Source organism: Pseudomonas sp. AIG (assembly GCF_977020205.1).
The window spans coordinates 18,652-44,895 of sequence record NZ_CDROCK010000042.1 but is presented as its reverse complement, the minus strand read 5'-3'; the positions used below and the strand labels follow the sequence as shown (position 1 = coordinate 44,895).

Below are 26,244 nucleotides of genomic sequence, written 5' to 3'. Positions count from 1 at the left end.
CTGGTAGCAAAGAGCATCTCCGGGACAGTTGGAGTTCGACGCGCTGATTTTCTGGAAACCATGATGTGAGCCTCTGAATTAGATGGAAAACCGCACGCCAGATGACGTGCGGCTGCTTCTTTAAGGTTGTGGTTCGCCTTGTACCCCCGCCCCTAAGTCCGCCCCTGTGATCGGATTGCTGTCTGGGTCGGACATCGTCCTGGCTTTCATGTCCATGAGCAGCGCTTCGTCCTCAGCGCTCAATTGCACAGATGCGGTGCCGTCCCCACCATCCACTGCAGGCGCCGGTTCTTCCACGAAGTCCCAATCGTCGCCTTCGTTCCAAGGCCCGCGAGTGCTGCCTTCGCCCTGTGACATGTTGAAGTAGACGTTGGTGAACTCCGGCATGCCCGGCAGTTTGCCCTGAGGGAAGTTTGGCTGGATGGAGTGCAGTGCTTTTTCGAAAGATAACTGGTGGGCGATTTCACGCGTCATCAGAAATCCCAAGGCCTCTTTCACGCCCGGATCGTCGGTAACATTCATCAAACGCTCATAGACAATTTTCGCTCTCGCCTCAGCGGCGATATTTGAGCGCATGTCTGCTGTGGGCTCGCCGATGGTGTCGACGTAAGCCGCTGACCAAGGTACGCCCGCCGAGTTAGTCAACGGAGCACCGGCGCCGTACAACAGACTGGTGATGTGGGAATCGTTGCCGGCGCCGTTGATGGCGCGATATAGCTCGCCTTCCTCCTCGACACCTTCGGCCATTCGTCCTTTAGCACCCTTGTTTAACATCACGATGATTGACCCGACGATCTCAAGGTGACTGAGCTCCTCGGTGGCAATATCCATAAGCAGATCTTTTCTGCCTGGATCATCTTCCGCCAATGCTTGTGTGAAGTAGCGTGAGGCGGCTGCGAGCTCGCCCTGAGCTCCCCCAAACTGCTCCAGTAATAAATTTGCTAACCCAGGGTTTGGCTGGGCAACCCGCACGGTGTATTGAAGTCGTTTGTTATGTAGGAACATGACATTCTCCTCAGGCGAATTAGGGCTGCAGTTCACTCGGTAAGAGACCGAATGCCAACCCACAATCATCTGAAACAAATGCGTCTGGGTTAATTTCAAAAACCTTCTGCACTAGCGACCAACGGATGCTGCTTACCCTTTACTGTGTTCAGGCGACGAGGGGCCTTCTTTGATTCCACGAGGCCCTGCAACACCCCAAACGATTAACCCGATGACTGGGAAGATGATGAGCCCGATAGCCCAGCCGGCTTTGACTCCAACCGTCTTGTCGCTGCGGAACACGCTTACGATGGCCCACAGATCAACGAGTAAAATGATCACCGCGACGGCAATTGCGAAATAGCTGGTAGCTTCCGACATGGCCAAGCCCTCCTCAGATTGATATTGCTTAGGCCCCACGAATCCAAGGGTGTTCAAGTAATTCCGCCAATACATTTCGACTCTCGCGAGTCAGTCTTTCTGGGCGATGACTGAAATCTTGCCGTTGCGCTCTAGGATTGCGAACTTGATCTCTTCCAGCTTCTCGATACCCTGGCTGGAACGTGCAGCCTCCATCACATCCGCTTCTAACAATCGCGCACGACGAAGGCGTTCGTGGAGCAGTTTTCCGTTCTCGACGATTATGGTCGGCTCGCCATCAATCAGCCGTGAGATCCACCGCGAGCGCTGCTTGAGCAGAGACAGGCCCACATCGATGGCGACGAGGGTCACGATGACGATCACGGAATTAGTGAGCGAAAAATCATCGCCCAGCAGGGCTTGCTGAGTCGCCTCACCGATCATCAGTAACAGAATGAAATCGAAGGTAGTCAGTTCCGCCAAGGAGCGCCGCCCAGCGATCTTGAAGAGCACCATGAGGGCCACATACATCGCACCAGCACGCAAAACCGTATCCATAAATCACCTAGGGGAAAATGAACTGCACAAGTTTTATGCCATTGGTGCCCGGTGAAGAGACATGACTGCGGTAGAAGCCAAGGCCATCCCCTCGCAGGGTGATATATAGCGTCGCTTGACCATCGAGGTCGGTCTGTAGCCAGAGCCTGATGCCATTTGAAGAACTTCTTGAGCGCAAAGGGTCGGGTTGAAGAGTTTCAATGCTGAAGCCTTCTAATAGCTGACCTGCAAGCTCCAGCTCTGCCTGAGAATCTGGCGTTGAACTCAACGTTATTATCATCGAATTAGTCGAACCATTGCGATGGAACATTTCATATTCCACTCTGACTTTACCGTCCTCACTGCGGGCATCTCTTGAACTGAGCAAGCCTCTGGAAAAGACGCCCATCAACCCCATCAAAACTACTAATACCAACACGTACCAGCCAACGCGCTCGAAACGCCAGACCTTCAGTTGATAGGTCATGTCTTCGCGAATCGGATGTTCGCGGCTTCTCAGGTCTGCGTTATCGGAATCTTCATTCATTAGGCTTCAACCTTCCCGCCAGCGCGCGCACGACGATGAAAATGCGGTAGCCACTTCAACGCATACTCCGTTGCCTCTGCTTGAACCTGACAACGTCCTCCAAAAAACCTGTGTTCGTGACTGAAGACACAGCAGTTATCACCCGACTGAGACGCCCAGGCAAAACAAATCGTGCCTGCCGGGATACCATCGACATCGTCAGGCCCGAGTATTCCGGTAGTCGCAATTGCGGCATTTGCGGTGCTATCTCGCAAGGCCCCCGTAGCCATTTCGCTCGCCACCTCGACGCTGGTGAGGTTGAAGGTTTTGCTAGTTTGGGGGCTGACATGGAGTAGACGCTCTTTAGCTTGGGGCGAGTAAACGACGTAACCACATTCAATAAATTTGCCGCTGCCCTCCACCTCGGATAATAGCGTGACAATTTTTCCCGCCGTACACGACTCTGCCGTGGTGATCACCAATCCGTTATCACGCAGGTATTGGACAGTGTCGCAGGCGATGGACATGACCTAAAAACCTCAGTGGTAATCGTCTCCAGCAACTGCACGCAAGTACGCGCCGTCAGCTTCTTTTCGCAGGTCGCGCCACTCGTCCCAAGTTAGAATTCCCAACCGATCCATTTCATCCGACTGGCGCAGCAATTCGTCGTGATAGGCGTCTGGGCATTCCATCCGCAATTCAATATTTTCCAAAGCACGATGCCAGGCATCCAGAGCGAGCAATTTGTTTTCTTGTGCACATGTCAGTTGGTTCTTAAAAGCGCTCATCTCGCTCACCCCGAATATTTCCCGGTTGAGCAACCGAGGTTGAGTTAGGTTCAAAATGTCTGACGAAAAACCGGAAGACCTGAAGAAGCAAGAGGGAGGCCTGTTGCGGGCCTCCCGTGCCGCAGTGTCAGGCGGTACCCAAACCTCGGGAAAGGTCTGCGCTCGCCGACGTTGTAGCGGGTGAAGCATCAGACCCTGTCTGCTCAGTGGTTTTCGTCACGGTATCGCGTACCGCTTCGTAACCCTCTTGCGCCTGCTTTTTTACTTTGTCGACCAGCCCAGCACTGGTTCGCCCCATGTAGCGTTGTTCGGTTTGGGTCGTCGGCAGCGCTGCGCCAAGCAAGGCTCCGAGCGCGATGCCGGCAGCCGCTACCACCAAGGGTTGTTCCCTGAGCAACTGGTTGAATTGCTGCCCCAATACCTGGGAGTTGCGCGTCAGCCGATCACCGGCGTCGTGCATGGCGTGGCTGAGATTTTCACCCGCCGCGCCGACGTTTTCTCCTAAGTGGGCGGCCTTGCCCTTGAGCGACTGGTAGCCCCCTTTGATCGAGTCAGCGGTCTGGTGCATGTGCTCGCGGGCACTGCCCAAACCCTCAGCCAAACCATCGGCCCACTCGCCTGCCTTGTCTTGGTCAGGCCCGGAGCGGTAGGTGGGTTGCGGCACCGGTGGCCGGTTCTGGCTCATCATCAGCCAGAGCAATCCGACCGACGTCAGCACGGCAGGCACTGGATTGTTACGCACGCTGGTGCCGAGATTGCTGATAAAGGTTGAGCCGTTGTTCTGCATCATGCCCCACGCTTGATCGAACATCTGGCCGGGGGTGAATTTGCTTTCCAGCTTGTCGACGATGTTGCCGATACTTGCGCGTTGCGCATCGATTTCCCGCTCGATCTGCTCAGGGCTCTTTTGCGATTCGATATCCAGTTCAGTGTTCATGAGACTTTCCTCCGCAGCGCTTCCTGATCCTTGTTCAAGGCATCGAGTGTCCGGTCAGGTTTGAAGTGGGATGGCTCAAACTGTTTTTTGCCCGACTGCAGCATGGCGAAGCCAATGATCATCACCACCACGCCGACGATCAGCGCAGCCAGCCACGGCGCCATGAAGAGGCTCAAGCCGTAAACCGCCGCCATCAGCAGAATGATGAAGCCCGCGAGAAACACAATCGCACCGCCCGCCACCGCAGCGATGCCGGCCTTGAGCGTATTGAGGCTGGTCTGCAGCTCGACTTTGGCCAGCGCCAGCTCCTTGGTGAACAACGCGGGGACTTCGCGGGATAACTGCCGTAACAGGCCAACCATTGAAGCGTCGTCAGTGGGTGTGAGCGGTCTTGTTCCCGGGAGATCCGGATCGTCTCTGTTCATCACAATGCTCCTTTGGTGCTGGGCGAAACTGCGCCTGATGCACCGGCAAAGTCGGTGGGATGGTCGTGTTCATTGGGCGATGCAGGTGTGATGCCGGTCGCGCGTCCCGGGTTTGGGTCGGTGGACGCTTCGTAAGGCCGATATATGCCATAGCCTTCGGAGGGCGGCGTCGAGTTGCCTGTGGCTGGGTCGTTACCCGCGCTGACGGTGGCCGCCGCCGAGGTGCCGGCCTTCAGGAAGCGCGATAAACCGAACCCGATGGCCACACTGCCGGCGATAAACAGTGCGGGGTTGTTGCGCGCCAGATCGGCGGCATCATGCAGGAGTTGTTCGGCACTCTTGCCGCCCAGATTTCCGGCAAGACCAGTCATCGACTCGGCCATATCGGTGAGATAGTCGGACATGCCCAGTGTGTCCTTGTCTTCCAGTTCGGAGACAAAGCTTTTCGCGCCTTGGGCCAACGCCTCGATTTGATCAGCGGCGGTGTCGCGGTATTGGCCGAACTGCGCATCGGCCTGTTGCCTGGCGCCACCGAGGGCTTCGGTGACGTCCTCCTTCAAATGCTCAAAGTCTTGTCCCGGCTTAACGTCTGCAGGATCGCCTGTTTGCGACCCCGCCCTGCTGTCTGAAGTATTCATGTGGCCCCTCGCTTTCCGTGTGAAAACGTTTAATGGGACTACACAGCAGAATTGCCCTGAGCCCCTCATATCAAAGGACGGGGCAGCTCAGGCTAGAGTTCAAAGAGGGTGATGAGCGTCAAAAGTGCTTCATCTAAGTGGCGCGGAATTAAGTTACGGCGCTCCTATATCAGACGCTTCTGTCGCTAGATTTTAGCTGCAAGGAAACGATTTCGAGGTTCGAGATGCCGACGAAAGGTCGAATTGTAATAAAGTATTTCAGGTGTACCGGTTGTCTAGTTCTTACCTACAACTAGAGTTAGTAATCATGAAATTCGCACGATTCTGCCAAGCCCTTTCCAACTGGGCAGGCAGCTCAAAAACCTTCCTGCTGGCAATCGCTTTGATCGGAGTATGGGCGCTCACGGGGCCGTATTTTCATTACAACGATACGTGGCAGCTGATCATCAATACGTCGACAACCATCATCACGTTCCTAATGGTGTTTCTGATCCAGAACACGCAAAACCGCGACAATGACATTCTACATCTGAAGATCGACGAACTGATTCGGGCAACTAAGGACGCACAAAACGCGACGTTATGCCTTGATAAAATGGGCTCGAGAGACCTACGCAAGCTCCGGGATCAGTACAGCTCTCTAGGTGAGAATGATCAGGTCGATCTCGGTGCTGCCAGTACGGATGAGACGATTTCTGGTGAAATACCTCTTCAATCTAAATCGCCTGACTCTGACCTTGGAGGTCTGCAAAGGTGAGGGCATTGAAGTAGCCTGCGGAAAGAGAGCAACTGAGCTAGTGCCTTCTTGTTAACCTCATCGATTGGGGCCCAATCGGCCCGCCCCTAAAGCGACCGGTGAGGTAAGCAATTTTCGCTAACATTCTTATAATTGAGCCTGGCTGGTAGCAAAAGCTGTGTAGCGCCCTCTCTCCTCAACGTGGAAATTCTAGAGAGCATTGCAGTCCAGGATGTTGGTTCAGCATCGAAATTTCGCCACGAAGCTGGCGTGTCAGCGACTTGATAATCTTCATTCCTACCGACGAGTGCTTTTTGAGATCGAACCCTTCCGGAAGTCCCCTCCCTCTGTCAGTCACTCTCAACAGTACCTGGTCAGTGGACGCCTTTAACTCAACAAATACCTCGCCGGTTGCCTTGTCTGGATAAGCATATTTAAGGGCGTTGGTGACTAGCTCATTCAGGACTAGAGCCAAAGGTATTGCTCTATCCAGCGGCAGAATTACGTCCTCCATATCGATTGCGAAGCTCGTATGGAGGGATGCTGAGCCACGTAGGCCGTCTATCAACTCAGACAAGTAAATTCCCGCGTTCACGGTTTCCACTTGATCAGCCTGATACAGCTTTTCATGCACTGCCGCGATGCTGGTGATTCTTCTACTGGTATCGACGAGTGCTGCCCGCGCCTGCGGATCTGCCAACTGGCGTATCTGTAACTGAATCAAGCCAATGATCAGCTGCAGGTGGTTCTTCGTTCGATGGTTGATCTCCTTGAGAAGCATGTTCTTCTGTTCAAGAAGTCGACTCTTCTGCTTTAGCGACCGTCTCAACTCCAACTGAGCCATTACCTGCTTCGCCAGCGTTGCAAGGGCGAACTTTTGTTGCGGGGTTAACTCTCTTGGCTGACGGTCGAGGATGCATAGAGTCCCTAGACCATAGCCATCCGGTGTTTCCAATAAGCAGCCAGCGTAGAAGCGCAGACCTTCATCCGCCGTCACGAGAGGATTGAAACTCATCCGTGGATCATCTCGCAGATCCGGTATGACGGTGACACCTGGTAGGAGAAGGACATGACGACAGATGGAAACGTCCAATGGCGTTTCACTTATCTTCAATCCGACTTCCGCCTTGAACCACTGCCGATGGCTATCGATCAGGTTCATCACTGAGATAGGCGCATCACAGATGGAAGCAGCCAAACTTACCAATTCGTCGAAATCGGACTCGCGCGGGGTGTCGAGGATCTCATATCCATGCAGTACGGCAAGACGTTCCGGCGAATCGCATGGATCAGTGATACGTTGCGCAATCATTAGGACTCCAGCATTAGGGCAAGCAGCATCAGTGCGATCAAATTCAAAGGAATCAAATGCATTGGCTGCGCGTGCTGATGGAGAAAGTGAGGAAATTCAGCATACCGCATCTGGAGCATTTTCTGATGACTGCAACACAGGATGTTCTAAGGTGTAATCTCAAATTTGTTGGACTTCATGGGAGATGAGCGGTTAGATCCTAAAATCACCCGTAATCTGCAAGCTCAGCTGTTTTCATTTAAGGACGAGTCCATGCACGATAGCTTTCAAGCAAACGTAGCTGCAGCTGACGCTCTTACGTTGCTTCTGCATAACCAGCATGCAATTTGCGCGGCCATTGAAGAGGTTACGACGTGGCTTTCGAACAACGGAGCGGGGAATTCTGCGATCAATGCCCTCACTGCCATGGAAACGTTAGACAGGAACGCTCAGGGGATTACGGACGCAATCTTGCGGCTACGTCAGTCATAGGCATCGGTTCCAACTGTCCGTCCAGCATGAACAAGTCAATTGCTTCTCGCCTATCTTGTTCCTCGCTTTCGGGACGAACTATGATTGAGCCGATGTAGCCAGACAAGGAAGCGCCATGTCAGCCTTCAGGACGATTGCCATTCTAGGAGTAGCAGTCGTCATCTCAACCGCAGCGTACTCAGCTCATTTTGTAGGGCAGCAGATCGAATATCTGCATCACAAGCTTTCTGCTCCGACAGAAAATCAGAGCTTCGCGACCCAGTGGCCCCTTGTAGAAGCAGCGTTCCCCAAACTGGAAGACCAGCTGCCGAGCTCGCTACAGAAGGCCACTCCCGTATCATTGAATAATCTTGGTTCTGAAAAACGGTGAAACACCCGTCACGATAATTTCACATTTGCAGGTGTACGGTTGTAACAGCTCCTTTAGTGATTCCCGGCCCGCCCCCCATCGCGGGTCTTTTTTTGCGCCAAATATGGAATCAACTGTCCAGCTCTGCATGCTGTCCATCCGAGTTCGCCCTCCATGGCCAACTCACTTGAGGATCGCGGAAGGGGTGTCCAAGGGTTAGCGCGGATCCTGCTGATTGTCCATCACCGCATTATCCGTCTCCTCCCGCACACGCTCAGGGTCGAGCCCGACGTCGTCATCATCAAGCGGGCGCTCACCTTCGTTATCCGGAAGTTCGTCAACTCCTTCCTCTTTCATTGGATCAACTTCGGTGCGGCCTGGGCTCAATGGATCAGGCGATGTCGGCATAGGGTCATCCTCAACCATCCCGCCTTGCGGCTTTGGATCGCTATTCATACACACCTCTCAGTATCCTCAATGGTGGGGGCATGTAGCTTGGAGAGGGTTTGTATTTCGAGTGTTCGATTTATTGGCTTACCGACCGTCACCTCCCTGCCACTCAGCCTTTCAGTCATCTCGATGGAACGTTGCGCCACACCCCATCCTCTATCGCAACACCAGCGAATCTGAGGGCTTCATCATGATTAACCCAGCAACCGGTATGAAGGCAGGCGAGCGTTACATCGTAGAAAGTCTCGAACGCACACGACATTTCCCAGGCTTCTTCCTCGACGGGAAATATTACCTTGGCCCCGAATTGATGACGGCAATAGGTTGGCTAGAAGGACAGCAGTTTTATTACGATGAGCTTGATCCCACGGGTGAGCCAGTTTTTCCCAATCGACTCGCCGGCACGGTCGAAGACCTCACCCTCGTTCTTGCAGACGGTGCGCGTTTATCTTTAAACGAAATGCCCTACGAAGCAGAGATCGATCCCTCTGACATTCCGATCAGTCGAAATCCATCGTCATCGGGACATCGCCCTACTTCGCCAAGCGATCAACACGGAGTTGAGGGCGTCTGGATGTCAGGTAAACATCCCTATCCCATACTCCTGGCGGCGGGCGCAGCGCTATTACTGGGAATACTGTTTGGGGTCAAACAAGCTAAACGCCTTCCTATTCGAAAGCTGAGGTAGTCGTCTTTCGTGAGGTATCTGGAGAGGCGCACTTTGAAGATCGAAGGTGAGAAATGCATCCAGTAACACCTGACGGTCGTTACTTCGTTGTCAAAGGGCAGCTGTGGCGCTGTTCAAACCCGTCATTGGAAGAGGACGTGCGCCAGCGTCTTGTCGATGAGCTCATGGCAGCTCGACGCGAGGTGAAGAGAGCAAAGGATTCGGAAGACGAATCGCAGATGAAGCGCGTTCGGGAAAAGGTACAACTGACCAAAGTAGCGCTTGGTGAACGGGGCCCTGTTTGGTGGGTTGATGGCAGCCCTGATTTCAATAGATTCCGGGTCACTAACTCCCCTTATGCTGAATGGTTCAACTTGCTTCATGTGTCTGATTAACCCTTGGCTCAAGGTAAATATCTAATAGACACTGCCGGCAGATAAAAAAGACCGTCCAAGGCCCTTTTTGTACTTAAACCAAATCTGTTCGCGCTAAAAACGTCGTCGAAAAAGCGGAAGCAAGGCAAAGCAAACCGCAGTGCCATTCATGCTCTACGGCTACTGCGTTTCGAAATTTGCGAAAGACGGAACGACTCAGACCATGTGCTTTCGAAAAATTGAACGCTTCAAATTTCGAGGGTCGAGGAGAAATCTCATGACTGAAAAAAACTCCGTTTCATCCAAAAACAGCAAAGCACTGAAAGATTCTGCTCTCGTCTCAGACGTGTCAGAAACAGGTTTAACAGATGACGAACGAGTCGTTAGGGAAGATGAGTTTCTTGGCGACGAACTACGTGTGGAACCCGGCCCAGCCGACTTGGAAAGACTCAAGGATTAACGTCAGCTCCCTTGGTGTTCGATGCGACCCATATTTCCAATACGCGACATCTACTACCTGAAACTTGCTTAATGGAGCTGTCACGTATGCGCCAGCAAACCTCATTCATATTTGATCTGGATGGCACGTTGACTGACAGCGTCTACCAGAATGTTTTCGCGTGGAAAACCGCGCTCGACTCAGAAGACATACCGTTGGCCATGTGGCGTATTCACAGAAAAATCGGTATGAGCGGAGGACTGATGCTTAAGACGTTAGCCCGTGAGACCGGCTTGGAAATCAAATCAGACCAGGCCAAAAGGCTGAGCGATAAACATGATAAAGCCTACAAGGATCTGCAAGGCCAGATAACCGCTCTTCCTGGCGCTATAGAGCTTCTCGATACCTTAAACCGCAATCAGCTCAAATGGTGCATCGCTACCAGCGGTGGGATGGATACTGCAGCAATAAATCTGAAGGCATTGGGCTTGGATATCGCTGAGGTCAATCTCATCACCCGTGATGACGTGAAGTACGGCAAGCCCGACCCCGACCTTTTCCTCGCCGCTGCAAGCAAACTCAATGTACCCATCGAAGATTGCCTGGTGATCGGCGACGCCATCTGGGACATGCTTGCCGCACGCCGCTGTAAGGCCACCGGTATAGGCCTGCTTTCTGGTGGTTACGACACCGGAGAGCTTGAACGCGCTGGGGCACTCCGCGTCTACGAGGATCCACTGGCACTGCTGCGGCACCTGGACGAGGTTGCTTCCCGTCCGTGATCAATCTGTAGCACGCGGATTGAGTTAGTGTGCTCACCCACTCGAGGCGACGTTCAGATATGCAGCCATGCCAGACGATTGATCGGGTGGTGTTCCAGTGTCCTTAGAATCGACGATCCGAGGCATTGCATGCACCCGATACAACTGCGCCCACCCCGCACTCCTATTACTTCGACAAGTTTTACGCTGCGATAGACAGGAGAAGCGCTTGCAGGATTAGCTGGGCTCCACTGGCGTCGGCAGTGCCACTCTTGCACAGACGAAAAGCAGCATTCCGATCAGGATCAACGCCCCTCCCCGCATCCACGTTTCCAGACTTTGCTGACTGAGAAGCACCAGACACGAGACGATAGCAAGTACCGGAACCCACGTAGGCACCCGAAAGTGATCTTCCGCAACCTCGTCACGACGTAGGATCAACACGGACAAATTGGTGCTGAGGAACACAAACAGCAGGAGCAGGACTACGGTCTCAGCCAATGTAGCTAGCGTTCCCGTCAGCGTGAGTGCGATTGCTACAAGGGTGGTAGCGACGACCGCGATCCAGGGGGTGCGTCGCCGAGGCAGCACCTTGCTCAAGGCGGTCGGCAAAAGTCCTAGACAGGCCATGCCATAAGTAAGGCGACTCGCCATTATCATGGTTAACAGCGCGCCGTTGGCTACCGCGATCAGTGCAATAAAGGCGAAGACGCGAGGCGGAATGTTTAAGCCTGACGCCCGAACCACTTCAAGAAGAGGAGCCGACGTTGCCACAAGTTTTTCCATAGGCAGTACGGAAGATGCCGCGACGCCGACGGCCATGTAGACGACTCCGGCGGTTAGCAATGCAGCAAATAATGCGCGCGGGTAAACCTTTCGAACGTCTCGAATTTCTTCCGCGAGATTGGCGGATGTTTCGAATCCTACAAAAGAATAGAAGGCGATCAATGCCGCGCCCAAAACGGCTAACATCGGTCTGATCCCCGGCTTGAACTCCAGGCTGCGACCCAAATCCGCTTCGCCAGTACGGAAATACCAAGCAGCCGCAACAACGACCAAAAGAAGACCTGTCAGCTCGATCACTGTCATCACCAGGTTGGCTCCCAATGACTCTTTAATTCCCCTCGCATTTAGTAGCGCGATAACGAGAAGGAACAGTAAGGCTGCAATGTGAGGCGGTACACGGATGAAAGCCGCTAGGTAATCACCTGCAAACGCCAGCGATAAACCCGCCGCGCTCGTGACAGCCGCAGATAGCATGCAAAAACCCACGAGAAAAGAAATGAGTGGTGACCGGAACGCTTTCTCTGCGAAAACTGAAGCGGCGCCCGCGTGGGGATATTTTGTCACCAACTCTGCGTAGGAACCTGCAGTGAGCATCGCGAAAAATAGAGCAATTAGCAGGGGCACCCATATTGCGCCACCTACCTCCCCTGCGATTGTTCCGGCAAGAGCATAAACGCCCGCCCCGAGAACATCTCCGAGAATAAACAAAAAAAGCATCGGGCCAGTAACGACGCGGCGCAGGGATGTCTTGGGGGGCAAGGTCTTCACGTTCAACTTCCTGGCTTGATGTTGCGAGAGCCGATTATCGGGCTGAAAGCTAGGCAGCTTCACTCTCAAGCAATGGAAATTCGATTATCACTAAAGTTCACATATCTTGCCGAAATGGCAAGTAGAAGGTGCCGCCCCCACAAGCTAATTAGAGCTTTGGAATCAACCTCAAGATGCTAAAAATCGATAACAAAAAAGGGCCGTATCGGGCCCCTTTGTATTCAAACCAATATCACTTGGTCAGCCAGGATTCGACCGTGTCGGAGCCATGTTTCGCTTTCCACTCTTTGAGACCCTTATGGTTTCCACCCTTGGTCTCAATCGTCTCACCGGTATTAGGGTTCTTATAAATCTTCACTTCACGAGCCTTGCGGGCTCCAGCTTTACGTTCGCCTGCTGGTACGCGACGACCTGCTTGCGGATCAAGCAGGTTGATCACGTCCTTAAGGCTGTAGCCATATTTTGCGAGCAAATCACGCAGTTTGGTCTCGAATTCTATTTCTTTCTTAAGGCCGGCGTCGCCTTTAAGCGCTTCGAGCGCCTGGAGTTGCTCAGCAAGGTGTTTTTCGAGTTGACGAAATTCTGCGAGTTTAGACATTGGAGACCTCTTCTAGATGTGTTGTTACATTACACAAAAAAAGATTCATGGATGAACCGATACGTCTGACAGCACCCGCCCGAAAAAAATTGAATCCCAAATCGAGGGCATGGTCACCTATAAGGAGAATAGAAGACGACAAAGCAGCGGGAGAAATTTATGAGCCTTGCAATGACAATCTTCAGCATCATGGCCGCATGGATGTCGATAGTGATTTCTATGCTGTGGGGCGTATTGCGGATCGCGCGTCGCTCCCACCCCATCGTCCATTAACACCCCGTGGCTACCCTCGTTGAGAATGTCTAATCGTGCGTCAGGCGTCATCGTTTAACACCAACTCAAGCTGATGCTAAAGACGTGACACGGTGGCTCAGCGAGCCCTCTGGAGCCCCTAGATGTATCCGACAACACCAGATGGCCGCTACTTTGTAGTAAATGGGAAACTCTGGCGGTGCAGTGATCCGTCACTACCCGCAGACGCCCGGCAGAAATTCGTTAACGGGCTTATGGACGCGCGCCGTGAAGTAAAGATCGCTAAAGCGTCAGGTGATGAGGGGCAACTGAAGGGCGCAAGAGCGAAGGTACAGAAGGCCAAGATTGAGCTAGGTGAGCGAGGGCCAGTATGGTGGGTTGATGGTTCCCCCGACTTTAATCAGTGCCAGGTGAAAAATACGCCCTATTCGGAATGGCATAAGTCTCTCGCTGCTAAGCAAGCAAAGTAAAGCTCGCAACTACTTGCAGTAAACAGTCCAGAGCTGATCGGTACGCGTCGCGAAACTTTGGCTCCTCATCTCCCTCCGCATCCCCCAAATGGGATCGGCAGGTGCATTGAATTGTACCCCTGTCCCACCGACCATTGATCGCACCCTGTATGCCCATGATTTTCCCGGTAGGCTAGGGTCGGGAGATTGAAAAAGGATCGTCGGTGCACTCACCCTTTGTGGCAAAGGTTTCCCATGCAGCTAGCCGGAGAAAATTCGCAAGCTGCTTCAACGAATATCTGCGTTGAAATGCGGAACACGCGTGGCACTGTCAATGTGAGCTGGACGACCCTTAGCGCGGCTGCCTGCGCGACCTTCCTTCCAGAACTGTTGCGATGATTCGCATCGACGCCATTTGAATCGCCGCCGACCCCATGGAAATACGCGCCGGAACTGAAACCGCGCTTATGCGCATGGTCGCCGCGTACGTAGCGGCGCCGCCGCGCTGTGCTTATTTGTTTGCCAACCGCCGCGCCAATCGCGAGATAAACTATCGGCGCCTTAAGCCAATCGCCGGCAAACGACACCATAATAGTTAGACGTCCAACTGGTGGGAGCTACCGTCCCCAATACCTGTCCTGAGTTATATGGGCGGGCGCTATCTTGGCTATGCGGGAGTGAGTAGATGAGTTGGCCGGACGGATGCACAGGGTCAAGCACCCTGAAGCGTCCAAGATCCTGCCAAAAGTCCGTCGGCATCAGGGCGCGCGACAGTCACGGAAAATGGATGTGTTAAAACTTTGGTATATCGCCTGTGGCTTCCGCAATGGTGGCCAAAGCCTCCTCCATATCGGCGATGTTGTCTTGAAGCTTCTGAAAAACCAATAGGAAAGCGCCGTCCACATCCACGGTTTGGTGGCCACGAAGCTTACCTACTCTTTCACCCTCTACCTGCTGAAGACGGTTGACGCTCTCTCGCAGAGCCAACAGCTGATCAAAGATGGCGCCGATTTGAGCTTGGCTCTGTGCGCTCATTGATGCCACCCAAGCCTTGAATTTATCTCCCTTCGATAGGACGTATCGATCTGAGCCGGCACCCGCCTAATGTAGTCCCGTGCGTGCTTCTGCACATCTGCACTCAAACCAGCTAGATATGAAACAGCGTCATCAACGGTTGGGATCAAACCTTCAATGTCTTCGAATCTGGGCGGCAGCGCAGTCCAGATAACTGCGTCCAATTGGTGAAGGAGTGCCCATTCGGCGATTACTCCCACTGGGGAACTACTGGTAGTAAAAACACCAATTCCATCCTCCCTGTCCTCTGGAATTTGCTCTCGGACACGCAATGCCTCGCATGCCTCCTCGAGGTTTTTTACATTCAACACTGCCCATAGAACAGTGCATGGATGCGCATTCGCGCAGATCGCCGTTGCGAGCTCTCCACCATCACCGACTCGCGCAAATTCGATGGGCAAACTGGGCCCATCCAAAAACCATTTGCTTGCGAGCGGTAATGCTCCAGGTTTCCAAATTAGGGATCCCCATCCTAGACATGCAATTACCATTGAAGAGTTCCTGTTGTTAGAGATGCGCAGGCGGAACGCAAAGCGAACTCCTGGTAAATCTGACTTTCTTGATAATGATCGAAAGTCACCATTTCAACCGCCCATTATTTTAAATTCGACTCAGCCTTTTGTTTTCCTAGGGTCAGCGGCACGAGGAAAGGTACGTTCCTCTTGAATCGTCCCATCCTCTTTGTGAATTGTAAGCGTCCTGGGAAGTCACATTGCGATGGGCTAGCTGCAACCCTTTTAGGGGTGAGGTCACTGCCTCGTCCACACCATAGTCTGAACAGTAATATGCGGATGACTTTCCAATGGCTCCCATTCATCCAGGAAGACAAACCCCTGTTTCAAATAGAAGCTTGAGGCTCTAACGTTTTCAGGAGAGACATCCAGAAAAACGCCGTCAAAACCTCTCTCAGTGGATCGAGCCTTTACGATATCCACCAGTTCTTTTGCGATGCCAGACCCCCGAGCTACGGGCTCAACCCACATCCCAATCAAATTGAAGCGCTCTGACTCACTGACTGCGGCACCGACCATCCCGACGGGCCTGCCTTCCTCGAACGCCAGCCAGAACTCGGTTCCCGTAGATGAGGCTCTTTGTTTCCACTGGTCGCAGTCATAGTCAGCAGCAGTCTTGTAACTGACGCCAAAGGCTGTTGGCGTATCCAGAAGCGCGGCAAGCCTGACGCGCTTGAGTAGCATCCAGTCGTTCTCGCTTGTTGCTCGAATGCGCATATCTGTCCTTAGTGTCGTTTGTCCGTGAGGGTACGGGAAATAGGCCTCGCGCAGATCAGTCACCTATCCAATGATGCGGCAGCAGTTGTTCGATCTGACTTGCCTTTTGCGTTGGCAGCCGCGTCAGTACATCTTTGAGATAGGCATACGGATCATGCCCATTCATGCGCGCCGACTGGCTCAGACTCATGATCGCGGCCGCCCGTTTGCCACTGCGAAGCGATCCGGCAAACAACCAGTTTGAGCGCCCAAGTGCCCATGGTCTGATCTGGTTCTCCACTTGGTTATTATCGATGGGTACAGCACCATCGTCCAGGTAGCGCGTTAGCGCTACCCAGCGTTTAAGGCTGTAATCCAGGGCTTTGGCTGTTGCCGATCCGTTGGGCACCAGATCACGCTGGGCCAACATCCAGTCATGCAGCGTTTTGATGATCGGGGCTGCCTTTCCTGGCGTATTCGCCAACGATCCTCATCGCTCATGTCCCGAGCTTGGCGTTCAACTTCGTACAAGCCGCCAATCGAGTACAGCGCTTGTTCAGCCAGCTGGCTTTTGTTCGCCACGTGTAGATCGAAAAACTTGCGACGGGCGTGGGCCATGCAGCCAATTTCGGTGATGCCTTTCTCGAAACCGGCTTTGTAGCCAGCGAAATCGTCGCATACCAGCTTGCCGTTCCACCTCCCAAGGAAGTTGCGCGCATGCTCGCCTGCACGACTGGGACTGAAGTCATAAACCACAGCCTTGAGCGCCGAAAACGGCGTGGTGCTGTAGGCCCAGACGTAAGCGCGGTGAGTTTTCTTCTCGCCTGGCGCGAGCATCTGAACCGGAGTCTCATCGGCGTGGATCACGCCTTGGGCCAACACTTGTTCACGCAGCGCATCGACCAGAGGCTGGAGTTGTACGCCGGTCTGTCCGACCCATTGCGCCAGTGTCGAGCGAGCAATCGCCAGCCCGGCCCGAGCAAAAATCTTCTCCTGCCGGTACAGCGGTAAATGGTCGGCGAACTTCGCCACCATCACATGGGCCAACAGGCCTGCGGTCGGGATGCCCTTGTCGATCACTTGGGCCGGCACCGGCGCCTGGATCAGTGTTTCGCACTGGCGGCAGGCCCATTTTCCACGCACATGCTGCTCGACGGTGAACACGCCGGGTGTGTAATCGAGCTTCTCGCTGACGTCTTCGCCAATGCGCTGAAGTTGGCAGCCGCAGACGCACTGGGTGTTTTCTGGCTCGTGACGGATCACTGTACGTGGGAACTGCGGTGGCAGCGGCGCACGCTTGGGTTTCTGACGTAGCTCGTCCGGTGCAGGTGGCGGATTGACCGCCTTTAGCTCGGCCTCGATGGCCGCGATATCAGTGTCGAGCAGATCGTCGAGCAAGCTACCTTGGTCAGGGCTTAGCTGTTCGCTGCGCTTGGCGAACTTGTGTCGCTTGAGGATGGCGATCTCATGAGCGAGTTGCTCGTTGACCGTTTCAAGGCGGTGAATTTTCTGGCCCATCGAGTCGACCTGGGACAGCAACTGTAAGGCCTGCTCGGCCAAGGCACGTAGCTGTTCCGGTGTCATTTGATCGAGATTGGGCGAGGAAGTCATGCCGCTGATTGTGCCAGAGCCGGAAGTCAGCAGCGATAAACCGATGGGCTAATGGCAGGCGTTACAGCACTGTGATCAAGCCGCCAGCACCGACCCGTTGCCATGGCAAGCCCAGTACCAAAGCCTGAAGTTGCTCGTTATCGAGTTCGACCTCCGATCCGTGCCGAATGCCGGGCCAGTGAAACTTGCCTTGATTCAATCGTCGCGCCGCCAGCCAGATACCCACGCCGTCATGCACCAGAACTTTCATCCGATTGGCGCGGCGATTGGCGAACAGATAAGCGCAGTGCGGCTTCGCCGCACCGAACACCGCAATGACCCGGGCTAACGCCGTTTCGGTGCCGGCGCGCATGTCCATCGGTTCGGTGGCGAGCCAGATCGCATCGATTCGAATCACCGCAACAGGTCTCGCAGAAAGGAGGCACAGGCGGCAGCGCTTTCGGTCGGCCAATTCACTTTGACGGTGCCACGCGAGTGCTGGATTTCAACGCAGATGCTCGATGACGGAGCCTGCGAATGCCCTCCGGCGAGCTGCAAAGGTAGAGGAATGAAAGCAGGTTGCAGCTCCAGAGCTTTGTTCGTTTGTACCCGAATCCATTTATGGACGAGGTTCGCGTTAAGGCTGTGGTGCTGCGCGACGCTGGCAATCGACGCGCCGGGCTGAGCGCACTCTTGGACTACCTGGGCCTTGAAGGATTTGGAATAGGATCGGCGTTGTGGCTGCATGGAAAGACCCGCTTAAAGGCTAGAAATGGTGTCCACCTAAATTAGGTGGACACCATCGCCTCTGGCGTCGGGGTCAGGAAGGTGAGTTGGCCGGACGCTTACGTTTCTTTACCTGCGGGGCAGCATTAGTCGCTATGGCTTGTGAGGTAGGTGACTACCAGGACTTCATAGAGGCACTCGACAGATTTGAGCAGGTTGCGGATGAGGCTGAGGAAATGGCGCCATCTCTAGACCAGGCAAGACTGAATAGTGAGATGAAAAACGTCGCGGAGACGGTTTCCAAGGGTCAAGATTTCATTTCCCTTCGTGGCAAGCGAAAGCGGGCGATGTACGTCCTAAAGCATTACCGACGGGAGATTCCTGAGTCTCCATATCTTGAGCGACCCGATCAGGGATCAGACCCTATTGATCGGAACGTTGTTCTCGTTGCGAGGCAGGACGCTGATATTCTTGAGTTTGAGACTTGAACACGGTCTACCGCCAACGTACCACAACCGGTTAACTGTGCTCTTGGGCAGTTCTAATTGCCGGCAAACCTCCGCTTGAGAAAGGCCTGCCGCCTTGGTTGACCATTGGGGTATATATTCAGGCGACATTTATGTCGGATTTGCGACCATTTGAAATGCTCCCCCTTGAAACGGTTTTTCAAAACCGGAGATGTATATTTTGAACTCAAAAGAAAAGTAGCGGTGCCTGGGCCTCTCCTTTTTCCTTGTAGGAATTAGGCAGGTTTGCCGACTGCTTTTTTGATGTGACTTCTTCTATCTGACAGCTTTTTGAGCTCACTCTCAAGCAGATACCATCGCTTAGGGTTGCCCCTCCCGCGTCTTGTAACCTGCTCGTCAATTTGGGGCCGTAGGCCCCGGCTCGTTTTTGCCAACAAAAGCCGAGTATTTGAGTTTACTTTTTGTGGTTTGTACGAGATTTGGTGTGATCAGAGATCAAGAAAATCCAGCGAATCAGCAAGAGGTATAGTTCCCTCTAACCAACCTCGGCTCCACCGGGCTTCCCTCGGCTCACAGATGCAAACATGCCAGCGATAATCCTGGCGTCGAGCAAAGCATGATGGGGCAGCTCTTCACCTTCGCTAGTCGGAGAAAGGGTCGTCGCGTCAGTAGGGAAATTACGAACGATTCTGGGCCATCGCCCGCCGTCATAGACTAGATCGCAAAAAAGCTCCCAATCGTACTGGGGAGCATCCGTGACGATCTCGACCTCCTTTTTGAACGACGTCAGAAACCTGAGCAGCGACATCCTGGCATCGACGATAGGCAACGCGTAGCTCCCACCACACAGCTGCGGAAGCACGATTTCCTTCACGAAATCACTGCAGTCTTCTTGCCAAGAGTCGAGCAATTCCACGTAGAATTCGCGCCCGTTCTCCGCGACCAGCGCCAGAGAAATCAACTTTGCTGCCGCCGAGAGCTGAGTGAATTCGGAATCAAGAAAAAGCCTCATGCTTTCAGAGCTCCTTAATGGCTAGGAACCGCCTAAATATGGCGCAAGAAGGCCAGCTGTGGGATATGGCTCTCCAGCATCTCGGCCCTGATGGGCTCCTTGAGCTAGTGATCGAAATCTGGAGCCGCATTCCTCTTCCGCCCAGGCCATTGGTCGAACACCTCGACGCCGGCAGACTGAGCCAACAAGTCTTAAATATACTGAAAATTGCGCAAGAACGAGTGGGTGCCTTCGTACCGGGTCGGATTGCAGCGTCACGCACAGTTACTTTGTACTCAAGGCACGCCAGTGAACTCGCGGACGGCCTCATCACGCGATTACCGAAAGCAAAGCTTTCACGCGCTTGGCGAGGCTCATGTCTCGAAATCGACTTGGGAATCTGAGGTTCACATAGTTGCCCCCAAGGACGCCAGCGAGCAGCAACCCGATTATAATTTACTGAGCTACTTACCGATCCTTCGAGACACGCGATGAATTCAGAATTGACTGAAGAAGAAATGCGCCAGGCGCTGTTTGGCAGTGTTCAACCCGAGGTGGAAGCGACTTCCCCTGCGGCCCAGGAGCCTTTGCCCGAAATTGTTTTCACCAAACCTGTCGCCGCTCCTGCAGTCAAGAAGAAAGTTGCCAAGGCTTTTACACCACGGCTGCGCGTCACGCTGCGGGTAGGCAATGACTTTGAAGGCAAAACGTTCGAGTTGACTCACGAGGCTGATACGCTGAGCACTTTGCTCGCAGAGCAGGAAGCGGTAAAGGCAGCGAAGAAAAAGTACAAATACGTGGAAGTTGTCTCGGTCAAACCGATGTAGATAAGGCGTCTCACTATACAAAATGTCCTGCGCTGAGAGGCATCTCGACTATCTGCGACAGGAGCGGAACTACCGTATTCTGATGCGGCCTGAATCTTAATCGCCCGCCCATCTTGCGTTGCATGTTGGGTTTTATCATCACGTGTGAGTATGGATGAATTGGAATTCGACCAGTTGGGATTGAAGATGGGCCCTTTGGCATTTGCTGCACACGGTGGACAGGTCGCCACATTCCTTCGTGATCCAGCATTCGGGACTCTAACCCTGGGCAACCCTGCTGAGTGGACGCCCGGCCTCAAGACACTGATGAGCACAATCCTGCCAGTCGAGTCCCAGATCGTGGTCTTCTGGGGCCCTGAATACGTTGCCCTTTATAACGACGCCTATGCCCCGACCATTGGCGACAAGCACCCGGCTGCTCTCGGTCGCCCCGGCATAGAATATTGGAGCGAGCTTTGGCACGATCTGGAGCCATTGCTCAGAGGCGTCCGCGACACAGGCAAGACGTTTTCAGCAAAAGACCGCCCTTTCTACCTTGAGCGCCACGGACGCGGAGAGCACGTCAACTTCGACATTTCATATTCTGCCGTCTCGGAAACGGACGGAACAGTAGGAGGTGTGCTGTGTATTGTGACCGAGACTACTGAGCGCGTTCAGTTCGAGCGGTTGCAAGCCGTCCTGCTCGACCTCGGTAGAGCAATGCATGGGGCTAACGACCCTGAAGCCATTATCTCAATACTGTTTGATCGCCTTGCAGCCGAGCTCAATCCAAGTCGAATGCTGATAGCTCAAAAACAGCTAAGCCAAGCGGCGTTTGAGATCATTTATAAACATGTCTCTGATAGTGCAGCATCTGCCGCCGATGAGATAAACCTTGGCCCTGAGAGTCTCAACGTTTTAGGTAGAGGTGACGCCGTTATCTTTGGGCAGGGCAAAGACCCTCAGTTCAAGAGAGTTCATTGGGTTGTTGACGACCAAATCGGTGTTAATGAACGTTTGTGTGTTCCTCTGCTCGACCAGGGCAAGCTGGCGGCTGTGTTCATTCTAGATGCCAGTCAACAGAATGGTTTTTCGGGGCACGCTGTCAGTATTGCATTCGAAGCGACCACGCTGGCTTGGATGTGGGCCAAACATGCCAGTTCTGAGATGGCGTTTAGGCGTAGCTCTGCGCAGATTTCAGCCATGTTCGACCAAGCCAAGGTAGGTATTGCCATCTGCTCGCCAACTGGCGTGTTTGAAAGGGTTAATGACCGCTACTGCAATCTTGTGGGTCGGGGACGTGATGACCTACTTGGTTTTAACCAATCCCGCCTTGGTCTTGGAGTTGAAAGAGACTTTGATGCGCGGCTCCCTCAGCTTGCTCCCCACGATTTCGTGTCCTCTCTTGGTGAGCCGGGTGTGAGTGAAACATGGGTTCATCATCACCTAACAACGATCAATGAGACGGGCGATTCGCTTGCGGGTTCGCTTTACGTGAGCGTGGACATCACCGACCGAGTTAAGGCTGAAGAAGAGCTAAGGGCGATAAACAGCAGCCTAGAAGCAAGGGTGGCTGAGATGATCACTCAGCGTGAGAAGGCGAGCACCCAATTGCACGAAGCCCGTAAAATGGAGATGGTTGGTCAACTCAGTGGCGGAATAGCTCACGACTTCAACAATCTCCTCACCCCGATCATTGCATCGATGGAACTGCTCCAGCGGCGGCCAAACAGGGCTCGGGCACCACTACTCATTGATGCCGCGCTTCAAGCCGCAGAACGCGCACGCCTTCTTGTAGGTAAATTACTGAGCTTCGCCCGACGCCAGACTCTAACGGCGGAAGTGGTAGATCTTCGTGCACTTCTCGATGATATGCGGGATCTGCTCCAGCGATCCTTGACGCCGCTGCATCAAGTCGTAATGAATATCGACTCTGAACTGCCGACTGTGCTCATTGACCCGCGCCAATTGGAGCTATCCATACTAAACCTGGCGGTTAATGCCCGCGATGCAATGGAAAAGGGGGGAAGATTAGAGATCCATGCATTTCCTGAGCAGCTACTCGCAGATGCTTTGCTGGCACAACCTGCAGGAGAATACGTCTGTCTGCAAGTGCGGGATTTTGGTAGTGGGATGAGCGATGACGTCCTACGGCGTTGCGTTGAGCCGTTCTTCTCTACAAAGGGCATTGGTAAGGGAACTGGGTTAGGGCTCTCAATGGTGCAGGGACTGGCGCTTCAATCTGAGGGAAGATTCTCGATAAGCTCTAAAGAAGGGGATGGCACTGTCGTTTCTCTGTGGCTGCCGGTAGCGGGCTGCGAGCTCAAGCAAAAAAAGACGGTTGAACCCGGGGATCTGCTTCTAGCACCTTTCGCAGCGCAGATTCTATTGGTCGATGATGACCACGCGGTTCGCTTTACAACAGCCTTGCTACTTCGCGAGTTGGGGTATGAAGTTGTTGAGATGAGTTCCGGGGAGTCCGCGCTCAAGGCCGTCAAGAGTGGCTTCACGCCGCACTTGCTTATCAGTGATCAGATGATGCCGGGTAAAACAGGCATCGAGTTATCCCAAGAGCTCCGGACGCAGTTTCCCTCGCTACCGGTACTGATCATCACGGGGTACACCCATCCTTCTCAAGAGCACTTCGGTGACGTGAAGGTTCTCCCCAAGCCGTTCCATAATCAGGATTTGGCAAGCACGGTTTTTGAGATGCTCAAGGTCTCCAATTAATACGCCGAGCATCGACAGTAATCAGTTGATTGCGCGCAAATCGTCATTTGCGGGCAGAACTACTTTGAATACCGTGCCCGCCGTCACCTCCGATGTCACCTCAATCCTTCCACCATGTCCTTTGACGATCTCCGCAGCGATGTACAGCCCTAAGCCAAGGCCAGCCGAAGGCCCGTTCTCGCCTGCGGCATAACTTGAATAGCGGCCTTCTGGGTTGAACAGGTAAGGCATGGCTTCGGCAGGAATTGCCTCACCCTGGTTCTGGACTTCAAAAACCACGAAGTCACCGTCGGACGAGAGCGTCACATGGATAGGTTGTTCTTTCGCTCCATGGCGAATCGCGTTACCGATCAAATTTGAAAATACCTGATCAAGACGTGATGGATCGAATTGTCCTGTTATTGACTCGCCCAAACAGTCGACAATTAGAGCTTCAGGATGAGCGGTGCGCAGTTCACCGATCACTGACTGACACTCGTTTCTTAGGTCTGTAGCTTCTAGGTTTACAGGGATGCCTGCCCCAAGATTACATCGAGCCAAATCAAGCAAGTCGTTGACCATTTGATTAGCGCGGCGGGCACTCTTACCGATTTGCCCTGCGAGCACTTGCTCACGTTCAGGCAACTTTTTATTTTCGCGAATAAGATCACTTGCCATCAGCACCGCTCCGAGCGGCGAGCGTAAATCATGTCCTAGTACGCCCAGAACGGTTTTCCTCGTTGTCTCAACAGCTTGGCCATAAGTTGCGATAGATTCTGCAAGTGCTTGGTCTATCGCCTCGTTGAACCGAACCATGTCCTGTACGTGATCTTTCTGCCCAAATGAATCGTGGTTCAGCCACAACCTGAGTACGCTGGATCGCAACGCGCGGTATTCAGACACCAACTGATCAAGCGAGAAACCTGCTACCAGACGCGTCATGGCATGGGTTTCTGCAGGTGTGGAGTGATCGCCGTGCGGGGCCTGCCCATGTGATTTGGCGATCTGCTGATTTTCATCTTGCTCGGTTCGCATGTCTTTCGCGACCGTCAGCAGGATGTGTTGCGCGTGATTGCGCAGACCTTTTGCATTCATGGTCGGCAGAGGAGTGTCAACAGACCTTGCAAAGTCCTCCCAAGCTTGGAGTATTTGCTCCATATTTTGTTGGATGAAGTCGAAAAGTCTCACCATGGCCTCCCTGAACAGTGCGAGTTTGAGCGCCGCCGTGCCCGGCGCCTTGGTTTGGGCTAGCCAATGAGTGCGAGGAATTTAGTCCTCATTGCCCTTCGTCAGCTAGGTGAAACGCTCGCGCTGTAAGCGTCGACTAAACTATGACATCAGACATGGAGCGCATCATGGCTTTGAGTGTACTCGTTGTAGAGGATGATGAAATCGTTCGTCCGCTTATGGTTGAAGCGCTTTTGCTTCTCGGCCTGGACGTGATTGAGTGCGCAGATGGAGACGAGGCTATTAAGTTGCTCGAAGCGAGTCTCGACCTGTCGCTAGTCATAACGGATGTTCGCATGCCAGGGAGCGTCGATGGGCTCGAATTGAGCAGGTTGATCTGGACTCGATGGCCTGATCTGCCAGTCATAATTGTTTCTGGAAATACGGTGCTTCCACCTGGATTCTTGCCTCCCAATGCAAGGTTCCTACCCAAGCCGGTTTCTTTGGATACGTTACATAGAACTGTCCAGGAGCTGCTTGGGCTCAATTAACGAGCCCTTGCAGATTCTCACAACTAATCCGTCGCCGCTTTTGACGGTGATCCTGGCTAATTTGCTCCAATCCTCGATGCAGCCTCCGCTTAGCTGCGCCAAAAAACTTACGTACCCCCATCGTCAATTTAAAGCGGGCGGCATCTCCAAAGCTCATTTCTGCAGCGGACGTTGCATCAATGCATCAGTAGATGCTCTTTCAATGGTGCAAAGCCTGCTCAGCGGGCTGATCAGGCTCCCTTTAAATGCTAAAGGGTTTACTTGCTCCCCGATGGCATAGGCTCAGGAAAATTCCAAGCGCCACTGAGTATTTCAGCGCGAGGTCGGTAAAGTCGGACTGTCACGTTCCAACCCGCAACTATCGGCAGGCAGTTATCGATTTTCGCCTCGCAGCAACCAAATTGAATTGCGATGGAGCCGTCCGCTGACTTCTTCGCCGTCAGGTTATTGAGGGTATAAGCTCCGGCTTTATTCTCCTGAAAATATCCTTCAGCGTTGTAAACGCTCACAGACCAGAAGCCATCAACCGGTACGTCCTTGACGTTGAGCTTGTAGACCGCCTTGCCGTCATTATTTGCCGGAGTTAGGTTGAGATAGGTCGCGTCTTTGTCAGGATTCCCTCCCCATCCTGACGCAGCCCCAATCAGACGCCGTATTGGATCGACTTCATCTTTTGTGCCAAACGCTTTTTTGAAATCAAGAATTGTGGACGCCAGCACCAGCAATGCGTCGCGCACCTTTTTCTGGCTGACTGCGTCCCAATGTGGGAGCTGTAACGTTCCAACACCTTTCTGCTCCACCTTTATCTCGTCCTGCAGCGCATGTACCTGTTTGAGATCAGCAGGGTCGTTCGGATCAACCAAGGTGCGGACAGCTGTGACGACATACCGAGTCCCAATACTTTCACGGGTTAGCACATGAGTAGCTGCGCCGTAGAAGACCGCAGGTGTGTAGTGGTCTTCGTTGATGATTTGCAACGCCATGAAGCGCTTACCAGAGTCTGGCATTGTGATGGTGACAGGCCCTGCATCTAGGTCGAATACGCCGGACGAGTACAACGTGTCGCGGTTAAGGCGAATAACGGTCTGGTGCTCAATTGAAGCGGCCTCGCGGCGGTGAAGGAGCTTTCCCAATCCGCCCTGTTTGGCCAAAGCATCGATATAGAAATCGCTCTCCGCACGGACGAAGTTATCGACCGTCACTGGGATACCTGCGACTGTCGATGGTGCATCCTGACCATTTGCAAAACTCACTGCTGTCATGGCTGTAGCCGCCATTAGGCATCCCGCGATGGTTGTCGTTTTCATGCGTCCCTTCCTTGTGAAGATGTCTTCATCGGCCTGCCTCG

At 53.4% G+C, this 26,244-nt stretch carries 33 protein-coding genes and 1 pseudogene; 12 read left to right on the top strand and 22 right to left on the bottom strand.

Annotation, left to right across the window (positions count from 1 at the left end; translation table 11 throughout):
- Positions 1 to 120: 120 nt before the first annotated feature.
- The 9 genes from ACWR1S_RS22075 to ACWR1S_RS22035 all read right to left on the bottom strand — a co-directional run bounded on the left by ACWR1S_RS22075 (position 121) and on the right by ACWR1S_RS22035 (position 5,195).
- Positions 121 to 1,005 carry a manganese catalase family protein gene (locus ACWR1S_RS22075; protein ID WP_454564973.1) on the bottom strand — a complete coding sequence of 295 codons (885 nt, stop codon included), beginning with the start codon at positions 1,003 to 1,005 and terminating at the stop codon, positions 121 to 123.
- Positions 1,006 to 1,137: 132 nt separating this feature from the next.
- A complete protein-coding gene (locus tag ACWR1S_RS22070) occupies positions 1,138 to 1,365 on the bottom strand; it encodes a PLD nuclease N-terminal domain-containing protein (RefSeq protein ID WP_042559210.1) in 228 nt (75 codons plus the stop codon).
- A gap of 90 nt (positions 1,366 to 1,455) precedes the next feature.
- Positions 1,456 to 1,902, bottom strand: coding sequence for a DUF421 domain-containing protein (locus tag ACWR1S_RS22065; protein ID WP_454564972.1), 447 nt, complete (start codon positions 1,900 to 1,902; stop codon positions 1,456 to 1,458).
- 7 nt (positions 1,903 to 1,909) lie between these two features.
- Positions 1,910 to 2,428: a hypothetical protein gene (locus ACWR1S_RS22060; protein ID WP_454564971.1), complete on the bottom strand. Its 519-nt coding sequence runs from the start codon at positions 2,426 to 2,428 to the stop codon at positions 1,910 to 1,912.
- Positions 2,428 to 2,934 carry a CinA family protein gene (locus ACWR1S_RS22055; protein WP_454564970.1) on the bottom strand — a complete coding sequence of 169 codons (507 nt, stop codon included), beginning with the start codon at positions 2,932 to 2,934 and terminating at the stop codon, positions 2,428 to 2,430. The genes ACWR1S_RS22060 and ACWR1S_RS22055 overlap by 1 nt, the downstream gene beginning before the upstream one ends.
- Before the next feature lie 12 nt (positions 2,935 to 2,946).
- Positions 2,947 to 3,195: a hypothetical protein gene (locus ACWR1S_RS22050; protein WP_454564994.1), complete on the bottom strand. Its 249-nt coding sequence runs from the start codon at positions 3,193 to 3,195 to the stop codon at positions 2,947 to 2,949.
- 127 nt (positions 3,196 to 3,322) lie between these two features.
- A complete protein-coding gene (locus ACWR1S_RS22045; protein WP_122595647.1) occupies positions 3,323 to 4,132 on the bottom strand; it encodes a DUF3618 domain-containing protein in 810 nt (269 codons plus the stop codon).
- A complete protein-coding gene (locus ACWR1S_RS22040) occupies positions 4,129 to 4,557 on the bottom strand; it encodes a phage holin family protein (RefSeq protein ID WP_454564969.1) in 429 nt (142 codons plus the stop codon). The genes ACWR1S_RS22045 and ACWR1S_RS22040 overlap by 4 nt, the downstream gene beginning before the upstream one ends.
- The gene (locus tag ACWR1S_RS22035) at positions 4,557 to 5,195 is read right to left on the bottom strand and encodes a hypothetical protein (protein WP_454564968.1); all 639 of its coding nucleotides are present in this window, start codon (positions 5,193 to 5,195) and stop codon (positions 4,557 to 4,559) included. Before ACWR1S_RS22035 ends, ACWR1S_RS22040 begins: the two co-directional genes overlap by 1 nt.
- A gap of 307 nt (positions 5,196 to 5,502) precedes the next feature.
- Between ACWR1S_RS22035 and ACWR1S_RS22030 the strand changes: the two genes are divergently transcribed.
- Positions 5,503 to 5,952, top strand: a complete 450-nt coding sequence (locus ACWR1S_RS22030; RefSeq protein ID WP_454564967.1) for a low affinity iron permease family protein — start codon at positions 5,503 to 5,505, stop codon at positions 5,950 to 5,952.
- Positions 5,953 to 6,127: 175 nt separating this feature from the next.
- Here ACWR1S_RS22030 and ACWR1S_RS22025 read toward each other — a convergent pair whose 3' ends face one another.
- Positions 6,128 to 7,243 carry a sensor histidine kinase gene (locus ACWR1S_RS22025; RefSeq protein WP_454564966.1) on the bottom strand — a complete coding sequence of 372 codons (1,116 nt, stop codon included), beginning with the start codon at positions 7,241 to 7,243 and terminating at the stop codon, positions 6,128 to 6,130.
- A gap of 252 nt (positions 7,244 to 7,495) precedes the next feature.
- Here ACWR1S_RS22025 and ACWR1S_RS22020 point away from each other — a divergent pair, with 252 nt between their 5' ends.
- A complete protein-coding gene (locus ACWR1S_RS22020; RefSeq protein ID WP_042562089.1) occupies positions 7,496 to 7,714 on the top strand; it encodes a hypothetical protein in 219 nt (72 codons plus the stop codon).
- A gap of 115 nt (positions 7,715 to 7,829) precedes the next feature.
- Entirely contained in the window at positions 7,830 to 8,084 is a 255-nt protein-coding gene (locus ACWR1S_RS22015) for a hypothetical protein (RefSeq protein WP_454564965.1), read from the top strand.
- Positions 8,085 to 8,279: 195 nt separating this feature from the next.
- Here the strand turns inward: ACWR1S_RS22015 and ACWR1S_RS22010 are convergent, their stop codons facing one another.
- On the bottom strand, positions 8,280 to 8,519 hold the full coding sequence (locus ACWR1S_RS22010) for a hypothetical protein (RefSeq protein ID WP_454564964.1): 240 nt from the start codon (positions 8,517 to 8,519) through the stop codon (positions 8,280 to 8,282).
- A 184-nt stretch (positions 8,520 to 8,703) separates the two neighbouring features.
- Here ACWR1S_RS22010 and ACWR1S_RS22005 point away from each other — a divergent pair, with 184 nt between their 5' ends.
- The 4 genes from ACWR1S_RS22005 (at position 8,704) to ACWR1S_RS21990 (ending at position 10,775) form a co-directional block, all read left to right on the top strand.
- Positions 8,704 to 9,201, top strand: a complete 498-nt coding sequence (locus tag ACWR1S_RS22005; protein WP_454564963.1) for a short chain dehydrogenase — start codon at positions 8,704 to 8,706, stop codon at positions 9,199 to 9,201.
- A gap of 53 nt (positions 9,202 to 9,254) precedes the next feature.
- On the top strand, positions 9,255 to 9,575 hold the full coding sequence (locus ACWR1S_RS22000) for a hypothetical protein (RefSeq protein WP_454564962.1): 321 nt from the start codon (positions 9,255 to 9,257) through the stop codon (positions 9,573 to 9,575).
- A 256-nt stretch (positions 9,576 to 9,831) separates the two neighbouring features.
- Positions 9,832 to 10,014, top strand: coding sequence for a hypothetical protein (locus ACWR1S_RS21995; protein WP_454564961.1), 183 nt, complete (start codon positions 9,832 to 9,834; stop codon positions 10,012 to 10,014).
- Between the two features lie 86 nt (positions 10,015 to 10,100).
- Positions 10,101 to 10,775, top strand: coding sequence for an HAD family hydrolase (locus tag ACWR1S_RS21990; RefSeq protein WP_454564960.1), 675 nt, complete (start codon positions 10,101 to 10,103; stop codon positions 10,773 to 10,775).
- 216 nt (positions 10,776 to 10,991) lie between these two features.
- Here ACWR1S_RS21990 and ACWR1S_RS21985 read toward each other — a convergent pair whose 3' ends face one another.
- Together ACWR1S_RS21985 and ACWR1S_RS21980 are read right to left on the bottom strand one after the other, a co-directional pair.
- Positions 10,992 to 12,257 carry an APC family permease gene (locus ACWR1S_RS21985; RefSeq protein WP_454564993.1) on the bottom strand — a complete coding sequence of 422 codons (1,266 nt, stop codon included), beginning with the start codon at positions 12,255 to 12,257 and terminating at the stop codon, positions 10,992 to 10,994.
- Positions 12,258 to 12,540: 283 nt separating this feature from the next.
- Positions 12,541 to 12,906 (bottom strand): histone-like nucleoid-structuring protein, MvaT/MvaU family, encoded by a 366-nt coding sequence (locus tag ACWR1S_RS21980; RefSeq protein ID WP_116030831.1) that lies wholly within the window; start codon positions 12,904 to 12,906, stop codon positions 12,541 to 12,543.
- Between the two features lie 395 nt (positions 12,907 to 13,301).
- On the opposite strand from ACWR1S_RS21980, the gene ACWR1S_RS21975 reads away from it, so the two are divergent.
- On the top strand, positions 13,302 to 13,628 hold the full coding sequence (locus ACWR1S_RS21975) for a hypothetical protein (RefSeq protein WP_454564959.1): 327 nt from the start codon (positions 13,302 to 13,304) through the stop codon (positions 13,626 to 13,628).
- Positions 13,629 to 13,637: 9 nt separating this feature from the next.
- Here the strand turns inward: ACWR1S_RS21975 and ACWR1S_RS21970 are convergent, their stop codons facing one another.
- From ACWR1S_RS21970 to tnpA, 6 genes and pseudogenes are all read right to left on the bottom strand, one after another.
- Entirely contained in the window at positions 13,638 to 13,697 is a 60-nt protein-coding gene (locus ACWR1S_RS21970; protein ID WP_454564992.1) for a hypothetical protein, read from the bottom strand.
- 702 nt (positions 13,698 to 14,399) lie between these two features.
- Complete coding sequence (locus ACWR1S_RS21965; RefSeq protein WP_454564958.1) at positions 14,400 to 14,642, bottom strand: hypothetical protein; 243 nt, start codon at positions 14,640 to 14,642, stop codon at positions 14,400 to 14,402.
- A gap of 788 nt (positions 14,643 to 15,430) precedes the next feature.
- On the bottom strand, positions 15,431 to 15,910 hold the full coding sequence (locus tag ACWR1S_RS21960; RefSeq protein WP_454564957.1) for a GNAT family N-acetyltransferase: 480 nt from the start codon (positions 15,908 to 15,910) through the stop codon (positions 15,431 to 15,433).
- 55 nt (positions 15,911 to 15,965) lie between these two features.
- A pseudogene (gene tnpC / locus ACWR1S_RS21955) lies at positions 15,966 to 17,500 on the bottom strand (IS66 family transposase).
- A gap of 61 nt (positions 17,501 to 17,561) precedes the next feature.
- On the bottom strand, positions 17,562 to 17,897 hold the full coding sequence (gene tnpB, locus ACWR1S_RS21950) for an IS66 family insertion sequence element accessory protein TnpB (protein ID WP_020352221.1): 336 nt from the start codon (positions 17,895 to 17,897) through the stop codon (positions 17,562 to 17,564).
- The gene (tnpA, locus tag ACWR1S_RS21945) at positions 17,894 to 18,226 is read right to left on the bottom strand and encodes an IS66-like element accessory protein TnpA (RefSeq protein WP_443201082.1); all 333 of its coding nucleotides are present in this window, start codon (positions 18,224 to 18,226) and stop codon (positions 17,894 to 17,896) included. Before tnpA ends, tnpB begins: the two co-directional genes overlap by 4 nt.
- A gap of 86 nt (positions 18,227 to 18,312) precedes the next feature.
- On the opposite strand from tnpA, the gene ACWR1S_RS21940 reads away from it, so the two are divergent.
- The gene (locus ACWR1S_RS21940; RefSeq protein ID WP_454564956.1) at positions 18,313 to 18,693 is read left to right on the top strand and encodes a hypothetical protein; all 381 of its coding nucleotides are present in this window, start codon (positions 18,313 to 18,315) and stop codon (positions 18,691 to 18,693) included.
- A 514-nt stretch (positions 18,694 to 19,207) separates the two neighbouring features.
- Here ACWR1S_RS21940 and ACWR1S_RS21935 read toward each other — a convergent pair.
- On the bottom strand, positions 19,208 to 19,684 hold the full coding sequence (locus tag ACWR1S_RS21935; RefSeq protein ID WP_454564955.1) for a hypothetical protein: 477 nt from the start codon (positions 19,682 to 19,684) through the stop codon (positions 19,208 to 19,210).
- Positions 19,685 to 20,154: 470 nt separating this feature from the next.
- Between ACWR1S_RS21935 and ACWR1S_RS21930 the strand changes: the two genes are divergently transcribed.
- Positions 20,155 to 20,490, top strand: a complete 336-nt coding sequence (locus tag ACWR1S_RS21930) for a hypothetical protein (RefSeq protein ID WP_454564954.1) — start codon at positions 20,155 to 20,157, stop codon at positions 20,488 to 20,490.
- Between the two features lie 150 nt (positions 20,491 to 20,640).
- A complete protein-coding gene (locus tag ACWR1S_RS21925; RefSeq protein WP_454564953.1) occupies positions 20,641 to 23,199 on the top strand; it encodes a response regulator in 2,559 nt (852 codons plus the stop codon).
- 21 nt (positions 23,200 to 23,220) lie between these two features.
- Here the strand turns inward: ACWR1S_RS21925 and ACWR1S_RS21920 are convergent, their stop codons facing one another.
- The gene (locus tag ACWR1S_RS21920) at positions 23,221 to 24,366 is read right to left on the bottom strand and encodes a sensor histidine kinase (protein ID WP_454564952.1); all 1,146 of its coding nucleotides are present in this window, start codon (positions 24,364 to 24,366) and stop codon (positions 23,221 to 23,223) included.
- 167 nt (positions 24,367 to 24,533) lie between these two features.
- Here ACWR1S_RS21920 and ACWR1S_RS21915 point away from each other — a divergent pair, with 167 nt between their 5' ends.
- Positions 24,534 to 24,896, top strand: a complete 363-nt coding sequence (locus ACWR1S_RS21915) for a response regulator (RefSeq protein WP_454564951.1) — start codon at positions 24,534 to 24,536, stop codon at positions 24,894 to 24,896.
- A 257-nt stretch (positions 24,897 to 25,153) separates the two neighbouring features.
- On the opposite strand, the gene ACWR1S_RS21910 is transcribed toward ACWR1S_RS21915, so the two are convergent.
- A complete protein-coding gene (locus ACWR1S_RS21910) occupies positions 25,154 to 26,203 on the bottom strand; it encodes a DUF1254 domain-containing protein (protein WP_454564950.1) in 1,050 nt (349 codons plus the stop codon).
- Positions 26,204 to 26,244: the final 41 nt, after the last annotated feature.

Bases quoted from the DNA above. Each gene is read 5' to 3' on its own strand.
- ACWR1S_RS22075 (WP_454564973.1), bottom strand. From the start codon at position 1,005: ATGTTCCTACATAACAAACGACTTCAATACACCGTGCGGGTTGCCCAG.
- ACWR1S_RS22070 (WP_042559210.1), bottom strand. From the start codon at position 1,365: ATGTCGGAAGCTACCAGCTATTTCGCAATTGCCGTCGCGGTGATCATT.
- ACWR1S_RS22065 (WP_454564972.1), bottom strand. From the start codon at position 1,902: ATGGATACGGTTTTGCGTGCTGGTGCGATGTATGTGGCCCTCATGGTG.
- ACWR1S_RS22060 (WP_454564971.1), bottom strand. From the start codon at position 2,428: ATGAATGAAGATTCCGATAACGCAGACCTGAGAAGCCGCGAACATCCG.
- ACWR1S_RS22055 (WP_454564970.1), bottom strand. From the start codon at position 2,934: ATGTCCATCGCCTGCGACACTGTCCAATACCTGCGTGATAACGGATTG.
- ACWR1S_RS22050 (WP_454564994.1), bottom strand. From the start codon at position 3,195: ATGAGCGCTTTTAAGAACCAACTGACATGTGCACAAGAAAACAAATTG.
- ACWR1S_RS22045 (WP_122595647.1), bottom strand. From the start codon at position 4,132: ATGAACACTGAACTGGATATCGAATCGCAAAAGAGCCCTGAGCAGATC.
- ACWR1S_RS22040 (WP_454564969.1), bottom strand. From the start codon at position 4,557: ATGAACAGAGACGATCCGGATCTCCCGGGAACAAGACCGCTCACACCC.
- ACWR1S_RS22035 (WP_454564968.1), bottom strand. From the start codon at position 5,195: ATGAATACTTCAGACAGCAGGGCGGGGTCGCAAACAGGCGATCCTGCA.
- ACWR1S_RS22030 (WP_454564967.1), top strand. From the start codon at position 5,503: ATGAAATTCGCACGATTCTGCCAAGCCCTTTCCAACTGGGCAGGCAGC.
- ACWR1S_RS22025 (WP_454564966.1), bottom strand. From the start codon at position 7,243: ATGATTGCGCAACGTATCACTGATCCATGCGATTCGCCGGAACGTCTT.
- ACWR1S_RS22020 (WP_042562089.1), top strand. From the start codon at position 7,496: ATGCACGATAGCTTTCAAGCAAACGTAGCTGCAGCTGACGCTCTTACG.
- ACWR1S_RS22015 (WP_454564965.1), top strand. From the start codon at position 7,830: ATGTCAGCCTTCAGGACGATTGCCATTCTAGGAGTAGCAGTCGTCATC.
- ACWR1S_RS22010 (WP_454564964.1), bottom strand. From the start codon at position 8,519: ATGAATAGCGATCCAAAGCCGCAAGGCGGGATGGTTGAGGATGACCCT.
- ACWR1S_RS22005 (WP_454564963.1), top strand. From the start codon at position 8,704: ATGATTAACCCAGCAACCGGTATGAAGGCAGGCGAGCGTTACATCGTA.
- ACWR1S_RS22000 (WP_454564962.1), top strand. From the start codon at position 9,255: ATGCATCCAGTAACACCTGACGGTCGTTACTTCGTTGTCAAAGGGCAG.
- ACWR1S_RS21995 (WP_454564961.1), top strand. From the start codon at position 9,832: ATGACTGAAAAAAACTCCGTTTCATCCAAAAACAGCAAAGCACTGAAA.
- ACWR1S_RS21990 (WP_454564960.1), top strand. From the start codon at position 10,101: ATGCGCCAGCAAACCTCATTCATATTTGATCTGGATGGCACGTTGACT.
- ACWR1S_RS21985 (WP_454564993.1), bottom strand. From the start codon at position 12,257: ATGCTTTTTTTGTTTATTCTCGGAGATGTTCTCGGGGCGGGCGTTTAT.
- ACWR1S_RS21980 (WP_116030831.1), bottom strand. From the start codon at position 12,906: ATGTCTAAACTCGCAGAATTTCGTCAACTCGAAAAACACCTTGCTGAG.
- ACWR1S_RS21975 (WP_454564959.1), top strand. From the start codon at position 13,302: ATGTATCCGACAACACCAGATGGCCGCTACTTTGTAGTAAATGGGAAA.
- ACWR1S_RS21965 (WP_454564958.1), bottom strand. From the start codon at position 14,642: ATGAGCGCACAGAGCCAAGCTCAAATCGGCGCCATCTTTGATCAGCTG.
- ACWR1S_RS21960 (WP_454564957.1), bottom strand. From the start codon at position 15,910: ATGCGCATTCGAGCAACAAGCGAGAACGACTGGATGCTACTCAAGCGC.
- tnpA (WP_443201082.1), bottom strand. From the start codon at position 18,226: ATGCAGCCACAACGCCGATCCTATTCCAAATCCTTCAAGGCCCAGGTA.
- ACWR1S_RS21935 (WP_454564955.1), bottom strand. From the start codon at position 19,684: ATGAGGCTTTTTCTTGATTCCGAATTCACTCAGCTCTCGGCGGCAGCA.
- ACWR1S_RS21930 (WP_454564954.1), top strand. From the start codon at position 20,155: ATGAATTCAGAATTGACTGAAGAAGAAATGCGCCAGGCGCTGTTTGGC.
- ACWR1S_RS21925 (WP_454564953.1), top strand. From the start codon at position 20,641: ATGGATGAATTGGAATTCGACCAGTTGGGATTGAAGATGGGCCCTTTG.
- ACWR1S_RS21915 (WP_454564951.1), top strand. From the start codon at position 24,534: ATGGCTTTGAGTGTACTCGTTGTAGAGGATGATGAAATCGTTCGTCCG.
- ACWR1S_RS21910 (WP_454564950.1), bottom strand. From the start codon at position 26,203: ATGAAAACGACAACCATCGCGGGATGCCTAATGGCGGCTACAGCCATG.